We start from the raw sequence: 9,622 nt of genomic DNA on the forward strand, positions 1-9,622 counted from the left end.
AAACGGATAAAAAAACGCCCCACGAGCCAGGCTCGTGGGGCGTTTTTTTATTTACTAGTGCCAGCGCACGTTGCAGGCGATGGTCTGCGTGACACGCTCACCGGTAGCTTGGGCGCGACTGACCGGGCGGTGGCGGCCATCATAAATGAAGTCGTAGATATTCATCATCGTATTGAAGTCCCGTAGCGTGATCGTCGCCGAGTCGATACTTACGATTTGATGCATAATATCGTTTGGATCATCACTGTGTCCCTGGACACCCCCGCCATTGATTCCCAGAGCGTGACCGAACTCATGGGCGACCAGCGCGACGAAGATATCGCGGTTATCCTGAGTGGTGAGTGCTGGGATTTTGACGGGATCAAAGGTTATTGTTGCACTGATGAGCGGTTTGGGAGGGGTGGCAGACGAGGTGGTCGTGGTTGTCTGCCCGACCGCAATAGCGACCGCCCCCATTTCTAAGACTACCATAGCATCGCTCTTGGCACTGACAATGTTATACGTAATGCCGCTGCCCAGAGCCTTCGTCCACCTTTCGATTCCCTCAATCATCAGGGTTTTCTGGTCTGCCGAGACAGAGGCATCGAAGAATATCTTCAGCGGGAGCTTTGCACTGGGCCAGAACGAGTAGTCTGTTTTGTTGTAGTTGGGGGTAAGGAGGCCGGAACGGGTGCCACCAGGGCCGTAGAGGGCAGTAATCGTATCACTGTTGGCTAGCTCATTTGGCAGCGTATTGAGTGCGGGAGCGGTGCTGAAGTTGGCTCCATTGCGCTGCCAGGCAATAAAGGTACGATCTCCATACGTTGCTGGTGCGCTCAGGAGGTTACTGCCACTGAGTAGGGTTGAGATGTTACTCGGGATACCCGGAACCACGCCCCTGGCAACGCCATTGACCGCGAGAGGAACACTACCTCGTGCGCCGACCACCACCAGCTGATAGCTACGGCTAGGAGCGGGTGTTGGTGTGGCGGTAGGGGTTGGTGTGGGGACTGGTGTGGCGGTAGGAACAGCCGTGGGGGTAACGGGATTGCCGCCTGTGGAGCCCGCACAGCCAATCATCGTTGTCGCAATTGCGCTAGAAATAGCAAGGGCTAAGAAATAACGTCGCATAGTTTTCTCCGGGAATCTCTGGGAAATCGTTTATTCGTTCGTGCATTATAGCCCAATATCAACAATGCTGATAGACCTATGCCTGAAAACCGGCGAGCATATTGCGGTTGTTCCAGATTTTATGGGTGGCTTCTGCAATCATACCCACTTCCTCGCTCTCCGCTAGCAGAGCGCTTTGTTTGATCCAGCAGCCTTCGTGGTGGCTCACGCGCTCCATCACGGGGCAGTTGGCACGGTGCACCTCAGGCGCGGCAAAGCCGGCGCGGCTCGCGTCCCAGGGGCCGAAGTGCTTGTGCGCGAAGACCGGCCAGTCGTACAAAGGCGAGGTGTAGCCGGGATCCACAGGAATCCCCTCCGCACGCATCGCACGGATAAACGTGGTGCGCGGCAGCTCCCAAACGGCTTCGTCGTAGCGGAAGGAATAGAGGTGGTAGCCATGCACATCGCAGCCGAGAGCGGCTCGGGGCAGTGGACGGATTCCGGGAACTTGCGCCAGAAGAGTGTCGAGTGTTTTTCCACTGGCATCCCGACGGGCGGCTTGCTCGGGGAGGCGCGTGAGCTGGGCACGAAGAAGTGCTGCCTGAAGCTCGGTCATCCGGAAGTTACTGCCCAGAATCTGGCCGTTGGAGCCCGCGCCCCACTCTGACTCAGCCCGCACTTTTTTGTAGAGTGCTTCATCGTTGGTAAGCACGATTCCGCCTTCGCCGCAGTTGAGATTTTTGCTGGCCTGGAATGAGAAACAACCCAGCGTCCCAATTCCACCCACCTTGCGGCCTTTGTACACACTGCCATGGGCGTGGGATGCATCCTCTAGCACGGGGAGTCCGAAGCCGCATAGAGCGTCCAGATCGGCGGGCATCCCTCCCAGGTGCACGGCAATAATAGCACGAGTCTTGGGGGTGATGGCTTCCGCAATGCGTCCGGGATCGAGGCAGTAGGAGTCCGGGTGAATATCCACAAAGACCGGTACCGCATTACACTGGATCACGGCTCCCACAGTGGCGACGAACGTATACGGCGGCACAATTACTTCATCGCCCGCCTGGATGCCCAGTGCCAAAAGTGCTAGCTTCAGCGCGGTTGTTCCGCACGGGGTGGCAACCCCGTAGCGGCACTCCTGGAAAGTCGCGAACTCGCTCTCAAAGGCCGCTGCCTCCGGCCCCGTGAGGCGGCCCCAGTGCCCGCTACGAAGCGCACGCAAAACCGCCTCCTCCTCCCGCTGATCCCAGACAGGCCAGTCGGGCCACGGCTGGGGATGGAGAGGGGAGCCTCCAAGGAGTGCGAGGGTGACTGTAGTTGGCATGGCCGAAGAGTTCGACAGGGCGGCAGTGAAAACCTCCTGCTAGGCGGCGCGAAGTAGTGTATTGGGGAGCAGAGGACGGCTCTTGAAAGCACTGAGCTGCTGCTGCAGAAACGCGGTGGCATCCTCAAAACACAGAGGCCGTGCGAAGTAGTAGCCCTGACCAAAGTCGCAGCCAAGGCTTCGGAGCTGCTGGAGCTGGAGCTCTGTCTCGATTCCCTCAGCCGTGACCTGCATCTGCTGCGAGCGTGCTAAGGCCACTACCGCACGGATAATGGCCTTGCTGCCACGTTTTTGACGTGAGTCATCGGCGAGCTGTTGGACAAACATGCGATCAATCTTGAGAGTCTGAACGGGGAGTTCGCTGAGGTAGGCCATCGAAGAGTATCCCGTGCCAAAGTCATCAATCGCGAGCTGAATCCCCTTGCCGGTGAGATCCTCTAAGAGGCGCAGATTGTTGATATTATTGCTCATGAGAACCGTCTCCGTGATCTCTAGGGTGAGCGAGGCGGGCAGAACACTTGTCTCTGCAAGCAATTGGTGCATATAATCCAGGAAGTGAGGGTCTCTGAGCTGAACCGCGGAGACATTTACACTGATACCGACTTGCAAGCCGAGCTGATGCCAGCGATGTGCTGCCAGGCAGGATTGTCTCAGTACATGCAGCCCCAGAGGCAGGATCAAGCCTGTCTCCTCCGCAATAGGGATGAACTCCGTGGGAGCAATAAAGCCGCGCTCGGGGTGTTTCCAGCGTGCCAGCGCCTCTAGCTTGAGAACTTGTCCTGTCTCAAGGTCAATAATGGGCTGGAAGTACGGGTGGATCTCCCCTACCTCCAGAGCACGGCGCAGCTCCCGCTCCAGCTCGAAGCGTGCATGGGCACTTGTCTCTAGGCTCGTTTCAAAGACCGCATAGCGTGATTTCCCACTCTTTTTTGCCTGGTACATCGCGGTATCCGCGTGACGAAGCAGCTCCGATGGATCTGCCGTCAAGGTTGTGGCGATTCCGATACTGGCGCTCAGAATAAATGTACGTTGCGCGATTTCAAAGCGCTCATTGAGCTGCTGCTGGATGTGCCGGGCAAGTTCCGTAGGAGAGTCGGAGACGGGCGTATGAGGCAGCAGAACCGTGAACTCGTCGCCCCCAAGACGGAATATCTCCGCTGTGTCGGGGAGTGCGCCTTGAAGCCGCTGGGCGACGGCCTGAAGAACACTGTCGCCGACCTGGTGTCCCAGGCTGTCATTGATGACCTTGAAGTTGTCTAAATCCAAAAATAAGAGTGCCGGATGGCTCTGATCAGAGGCCAGAAGTGTCTCCAGGCGCTCTTGGAGCGCACGGCGATTGGGCAGGTTCGTCAGCTGGTCGTGTAGAGCGCGGTAGGCCAGCAGCTCCTCAGAGCGATGGTGATCCGTGACATCTATACAGATACCCGTCAGCTCCCAGACTCCGGGGGTGAGTGGCTCAATCTGAACATCTTCGCGTAGCCAGCGCAGGGAGCCGTCAGCGAGAGGGATCGGAAACTCTTGCTGGTAGGTGGTGCCCCCGGAGAAAATTGTCTGGGCGGCGAGCTGATTGTTGGCCGTGCGGACATCTGCTGAGCGCACCTGGTAAAAGTCATCCACAAAAAGCTGGCCTGGCTGCCGCTGGATCGGGAGCCAGCGGAGTGCAGCTTCCTCATCCGAAATCCAGATATTCCAGTCAAGTATGTCATGGCCTTTTACATCACGAACCTGAGTAACCCGTGCCTGCCAGAAAAGGCCCCGCAGGCTGGTGAGCATGCGGCGCTGGCGTTCCTCCGCGAGGTGCTGGGCCGTGCGATCCAGGCAGACGCCTACCAGCAGCCAGTGATCATCTGCCTGGGGCAGTATCTGTACTTCCTCATGGAGCCACCGGGAGGAACCGTCTTCCAGTCGAATCCCGAACTCCAGTGCGTAGGAGCTTCGCCCTTGGGTGAGCGCTGCCACACTGGCATGGATACTTCGCGCTCGATCTTCTCGCGAGCGTGCTAGGTAGAGGTCAACTGCGTAGTTATGCTCGGCCATGCGTGGGATAGGAAGCCAGCGTTGTGCGGACTCTTCATCCAGTGCAGAAGCCTCACCCCAGCGAAAATACATACCGAGTTCTCGTGTTCCCTGGGCCTGTGCTTGCACCTCCGACTCGGTACTGTTAATGGGGAGCCGGTTCACACGGGCCTGCCAGATAAGACAGCGAGCCTGGGCTAGCGCCCGAGGAAGTGCGCCTGAACTACAATATTCTGTTTGCGCACTTAACATTCTGCCGAGATTATCGGCAGATACGATGAAGTTTTAGAGTCGGCGGATACGGAGCTGCGGCGCGAGCTGTGCTAGGGTCTGGTGATCCGGCAGGTGGCTGACCAAAATGGTTCGGCTCTGGCCCGGCGCGAGAAAGAACCCATTGTCGGAGAGCTGTGGCTGCTGAGAGACTCCCTCAAAATAAAGGGTGACAAAGGCGGCGAAGCGCTGGGCCTTGATCGTGATGGAGTGCTCACCCACTTGTGTTTGGAAGCCGGGATCGGCCAGGCGAAGGTCTTTGGCATCGGCTAGGAGCAAGAAGCTCTCAACGGTCTCGCCGGTCTCGGGGTGGAAGAGCGCATGGACGAAAACATCGGTGCCCGCATCCGCGATAAAGCCAGGAAGGGCGAGCGCGAGCTGGGCTCCCGATGCTGCATTGGCCGGAGCCGTGACCTCTTTCTGCGCTAGTGAGACCGGCTCGCCCTCAAAGGTCAGTAGATGCAAGCTGAGCTGCCCCGGAGTATCCTGGTGTTGGTCATTGATTAAATGTGCCTCAATAGAGCGCCCAGCCCGCCGCAAAGAGAGCAACAGAGGGGCGTAGGCTCGCTTGATGGCGTAGTAGGCCAGCTTGGGCTCGCCCGTGCTATCAATTACTGCCCAGGAGTGGGTGGGCCAGCAGTCGTTGAGCTGCCAGAAGAGCGTGCCCCCACAGTGGCCCTTACGCCGCCGCCAGTGCTCAATTCCAAAGGAAAACGCCAGCGCCTGGTTACACTGACCAAAGTAGACCAGGTCCGCGAAGCACTGCGGCTCAGGGAAGTGCATCTTGATAAAACCCAGGTAGGTCTCGTAGCCCTTGCGTGTCTTGTCGTGCCAGCGGGATCCCAGGGAGCGCACCGTGAGATCCTCGGGGGCGAGAGCGTGCTTCCACGCCGTCAGCCCCGCGGGCGCGGCGAACCCGAACTCGCTGGAGAAGCGCGTGTCGCACTTTTCGTAGTTGTTCCAGTCGCCATTAGAGCCAGGCTCTTTGGAGTGCCAGACATTCCAGTAGTGACTGTCGCCGCTACTCTCATCCCGGCAGTCCACGCCGCCGTAGGGGGAGTTGGGCCAGTACGGAGTCTTGGGGTCTTCGGTTTTGAGCACCTCGGGCAGCGTGTCCAGGATCAGTTTCTCGCCGTAGAACTTCGTGGCCTGATCTTTTCCCGACCAGCGCCCCTGGTGCAGTTCAACATTCTCATTGCCGCCACACCAGAGCGCCAGACTCGGGTGGTGCCGTAGCCGCCGCACATTGGCGATTGCCTCCGCGCGGACACTCTCCACAAACGCCGGGTCATCGTCGGGATAGGTGGCGCACGCGAAGCCAAAGTCCTGCCAGACCAGAATCCCTAGCTCATCACAGAGGCTGTAGAAGTCCAGGGATTCGTAGAGGCCACCCCCCCAGACTCGGAGCATATTAAAGCCCGCATCGCGCGCCGCCGTGAGCCGCTTGCGAAGCTGGTGTTTGGTGATAGTCGTGGGCAGGCTGTGATCGGGAATCCAGTTCGCGCCTTTAATAAACAGCGGCTGGCCATTCACTTTAAACTGAAACGACTCGCCCATACCGTCGGAATCACGCTCCTGAACCAGCTCCACGGTGCGAAAGCCCACTGATGCCGCGATGCGATGAAGCGGCTCAGGCTCCTCGCCCTCGTCTTTGGGAACAGTGAGTAGGCGCAGGTTGAGAAGATGGCGCTTTCGGGGGCCTTCCACGCCATTGGGGTTCCAGCGCTCGGTGACAAAACTGCGCATTTGGAGCGGCACCGTGTACTCACCCGCAGGCCCTTCTAGCACCGTGGAGGGCGTGGTATCCCCCGACGCAAAGAGTACGGCTTTCACAGTAAGCGGCTGGCTGTCGTATTTCCGGAGCGTGATGAAAAAGTCAATGTCTACGACACTGGGGCTCATGAAAGTGTAGTTCATCTTCCAGTGGAGAATCTCGGCAACGGGAACCGTGAGCAGCTCGACCGAGCCGTTTAGACCACAGGAGACCAGCTCCGGGCCCCAGTCCCAGCCGAACATGTACTGCGGCTTTCGCACAAACGCCCGAGGAGGAAAGTTAAAGTACGTGGTCTTGCCCCGGTCACTGCTCCCATCGCCGATATAAGCGGCAGCTTTCTCACGGCCCACGCGCAGTGCGGAGTCGAACTCAACTCGAAGCTCGTTCTCGCCCTCTTTGAGATGCTCCGTCACATCAAAGCGCCAGGCTCTGTGGTAGTTGTCGGCCTGCCCGAGATACTTGCCGTTCAGAAAGACCCGTGCGAGTGTGTCGAGACCCGCAAAGTGCAGGAAATGCCTCCCCCCCATGCCACGTGCCGCCAGCCGCTCGGCACCCACAAAGACGCTTGTCCGGTAGGTCCAGTCAGACTCATCCACCCAGCGTGTGCCCCACTCCGCAAGGCGTTTGAAGGGATCCGCAATGACGCCTGCTTTTACCAGATCCGTGTGGACATGACCAGGAACCGTTGCAGGAAGCCAGAGTTTCTCGCCGCCAGAGAGAAGAAATAGGTCGCGGCCAGCGGGGAGGCGCTCGGCCAGCTCCCAGCCGCTGTCAAGGGAAGTTGAGATTAGTTGCATGAAAAGCCCCTGCGTTGTACCCGACACCGGAGCTGAATTCAACCCCACACGCGTTGCCCCTCCCTGTCCTAGTGCTTGAATGAGGGAGGAAAAATGTTAAGCTGCGACGAAACTACTGCCCCGGAGGGCACTATGGCGCGACGAGCAACGGCAACAGCGGCGGCAGTGAGACCGACGATTATTTTAGGTATTGATATTGGTGGGACAGGCATTAAGGGAGCCCCGGTGGACGTGACCACGGGCGAGCTTATTGGCGAGCGTTTTCGATTGGAGACGCCACAGCCCGCAACCCCCGAGGCCGTGGTGGCCACCGTGGCACAGATCGTGGCACACTTCGACTGGAAGGGACCCATTGGGGTGGGCTTTCCCGCCGTGGTGAAGTACGGGACGGTCTCGACAGCGGCCAATATTGACAAGAGCTGGATCGGTAAAGACGCCGCCGGGATGATCGCCGAGGCCACGGGCTGCTCTCCGGTGGCCATTGGCAACGATGCCGATGTCGCGGGGCTCGCGGAGGCCACGTTTGGCGAGGGCAAAGGCAAAGACGGCCTGATCTTTCTGTGCACGCTGGGCACGGGAATTGGCACCGCGCTGATCCTAGACGGCAAGCTGATTCCGAACACCGAGCTGGGGCACATTGAGCTCAAGGGAATGGACGCCGAGACTTACGCCGCCGACTCCGCCCGCGAGCGAGACGACCTCTCCTGGGAAAAGTGGGCCAAGCGCGTGAACCGCTATCTCACTGCCATCGAGAATCTCTTCTGGCCCGATCTGATCATCGTCGGCGGGGGCGTGAGCAAGAAAGCCGACAAGTTCTTCCCCCTCCTCTCACTCCGAACGCCCGTGGTTCCTGCGGCACTTCAAAACGAAGCCGGAATTGTTGGAGCCGCGCTCTGGGCGGCTGCGAGGCTGTAGGTTCGCTGCCAAAATAAAAAATTGGTTTATCCCCAACCAATCCTCTCTATCTTGCTACTCTATTGCTGAATGAATAGCGGCAGTCAACAGCAACTTCAGAGGCAGATCCAGGCGGGGGAGGAGCGGGGCTTCGCTTGCCTCTACGAGCACCACGGGCGCGACGTTCTGGGGATTCTTTTACGGCTGACCAATGGCAACCGTGCAGAGGCGGAAGATCTCACCCAGGAGACATTTCTTGCCGCGTTTCGGGGCTGCCAGAGTTTCTCAGCGCGTGTGCCGCTTCGTGCCTGGTTGGTAGGAATCGCCGCCCGTCGCTGGCGCGATAGCCGCCGTCGCCTACAGCCTAAAACCACGACTCTCATTGAGGAGCCGCTCGCGGAAGCTGCTCCTGAGACGGAGACGACCATCACCAACCGCACGGTGCTCGCCTCTGCGCTTGCGGAGCTTTCGGAGGATCAGCAGACCGCTGTTCTGCTCGTGCTGGCGCAGGGACTCACCTACCGTGAGGCTGCCGAGATCTTAAAAATTCCCATTGGCACCCTGAAATGGCGCGTCTCTGAGGCGGCAAAGCGCTTGAGAACCCTACTTTCTGAAGAAGAGGATTGATGAGGATTTAAGATAATGCATTGCAAAGAAGAGGAACTGGTTTTAAAGGCGCACGGACGCCTACGCGGTCTGGCCGCCTGGCGTACGAATCGCCATCTGAGCCACTGCGCGAGTTGCCAAAAAGAGCTTGCTCGCCTGGAAACCCTCGGGGCAAGCCTGCGTGTGCTCACTGCCCAATCGCCAAGCGAAGCACTCGATGCCCGCGTCCAGAGCATCCGCCGAGAAAAAGAGTACCGAGGAATGCGTCTGCCAATACTTCGCCTTCCCGCACCGCTTGTGGGCGCGGCCCTGGGATTGCTCTTGGGAGGAGCCATGACCCAGAGAATGCACGAGCGACCCGCAGAAGCTCGTTCAACTCTCACTTTTACCGAGGCAACTCCTGATTTTCCAAACCTCGCTCCTAGCCTGCTAGGCTATCATTTACCCCAAGATAATTCTCTTGATAGTGAAGGGGCTACGGAAAGTATAAGCTTGAAGACAAAGCTTGTCTCAAAATGGACCGGTCAGTTGAAAATTGGGGGCACAGTGACTCTGAAAATTTCAGCAAAAGACGCTCAGAAAGCACAGTCACAGCTTGAGGCATGGATTTTATCCATTAAGAAAGCACAGGCCCCCGAGGTATTTGCAAGCACCTCGCATCTTGGGAAATTTCAGGAAAACCACACACCTATTCTACTGAGCCGCACTACGAGTTCTATGTGGAGTAATTCTCGGAAGCAGTTATTATCGTTTGCTGTAATCGGATTTTTGCTAGGGTTTATGTACTTAGGATTGCGCCTGTTAGGCCCTTGGATTCCTGGTGGATTTATTGGATGTATAATCGCTGGATGC

The 9,622-nt window shown here is 58.2% G+C and carries 7 protein-coding genes; 3 read left to right on the plus strand and 4 right to left on the minus strand.

The features are described from left to right. Positions 1 to 54 precede the first annotated feature (54 nt). From ACH2EH_RS18960 to ACH2EH_RS18975, 4 genes are all read right to left on the minus strand, one after another. Entirely contained in the window at positions 55 to 1,110 is a 1,056-nt protein-coding gene (locus tag ACH2EH_RS18960; RefSeq protein ID WP_395144095.1) for a matrixin family metalloprotease, read from the minus strand. 76 nt (positions 1,111 to 1,186) lie between these two features. Next, the gene (locus ACH2EH_RS18965) at positions 1,187 to 2,413 is read right to left on the minus strand and encodes a DegT/DnrJ/EryC1/StrS family aminotransferase (RefSeq protein WP_395144096.1); all 1,227 of its coding nucleotides are present in this window, start codon (positions 2,411 to 2,413) and stop codon (positions 1,187 to 1,189) included. A gap of 39 nt (positions 2,414 to 2,452) precedes the next feature. Then, a complete protein-coding gene (locus ACH2EH_RS18970; protein WP_395144099.1) occupies positions 2,453 to 4,522 on the minus strand; it encodes a putative bifunctional diguanylate cyclase/phosphodiesterase in 2,070 nt (689 codons plus the stop codon). Between the two features lie 192 nt (positions 4,523 to 4,714). Further along, a complete protein-coding gene (locus ACH2EH_RS18975) occupies positions 4,715 to 7,270 on the minus strand; it encodes a glycosyl hydrolase 2 galactose-binding domain-containing protein (RefSeq protein WP_395144102.1) in 2,556 nt (851 codons plus the stop codon). A 132-nt stretch (positions 7,271 to 7,402) separates the two neighbouring features. Between ACH2EH_RS18975 and ppgK the strand changes: the two genes are divergently transcribed. The 3 genes from ppgK to ACH2EH_RS18990 form a co-directional block, all read left to right on the plus strand. Then, a complete protein-coding gene (gene ppgK / locus ACH2EH_RS18980) occupies positions 7,403 to 8,185 on the plus strand; it encodes a polyphosphate--glucose phosphotransferase (protein ID WP_395144104.1) in 783 nt (260 codons plus the stop codon). A gap of 69 nt (positions 8,186 to 8,254) precedes the next feature. Beyond that, a complete protein-coding gene (locus ACH2EH_RS18985) occupies positions 8,255 to 8,791 on the plus strand; it encodes an RNA polymerase sigma factor (protein WP_395144107.1) in 537 nt (178 codons plus the stop codon). A gap of 162 nt (positions 8,792 to 8,953) precedes the next feature. Continuing rightward, positions 8,954 to 9,622: hypothetical protein (locus ACH2EH_RS18990; protein WP_395144109.1), on the plus strand; the 669-nt coding region annotated here is incomplete at its 3' end.

This window comes from Armatimonas sp. (assembly GCF_043760365.1).
In the GTDB taxonomy this organism is placed as follows: domain Bacteria; phylum Armatimonadota; class Armatimonadia; order Armatimonadales; family Armatimonadaceae; genus Armatimonas.

Coding starts and splice junctions, on each gene's coding strand:
- ACH2EH_RS18960 (WP_395144095.1), bottom strand. CDS start 1,110: ATGCGACGTTATTTCTTAGCCCTTGCTATTTCTAGCGCAATTGCGACA.
- ACH2EH_RS18965 (WP_395144096.1), bottom strand. CDS start 2,413: ATGCCAACTACAGTCACCCTCGCACTCCTTGGAGGCTCCCCTCTCCAT.
- ACH2EH_RS18970 (WP_395144099.1), bottom strand. CDS start 4,522: ATGTATTTTCGCTGGGGTGAGGCTTCTGCACTGGATGAAGAGTCCGCA.
- ACH2EH_RS18975 (WP_395144102.1), bottom strand. CDS start 7,270: ATGCAACTAATCTCAACTTCCCTTGACAGCGGCTGGGAGCTGGCCGAG.
- ppgK (WP_395144104.1), top strand. CDS start 7,403: ATGGCGCGACGAGCAACGGCAACAGCGGCGGCAGTGAGACCGACGATT.
- ACH2EH_RS18985 (WP_395144107.1), top strand. CDS start 8,255: ATGAATAGCGGCAGTCAACAGCAACTTCAGAGGCAGATCCAGGCGGGG.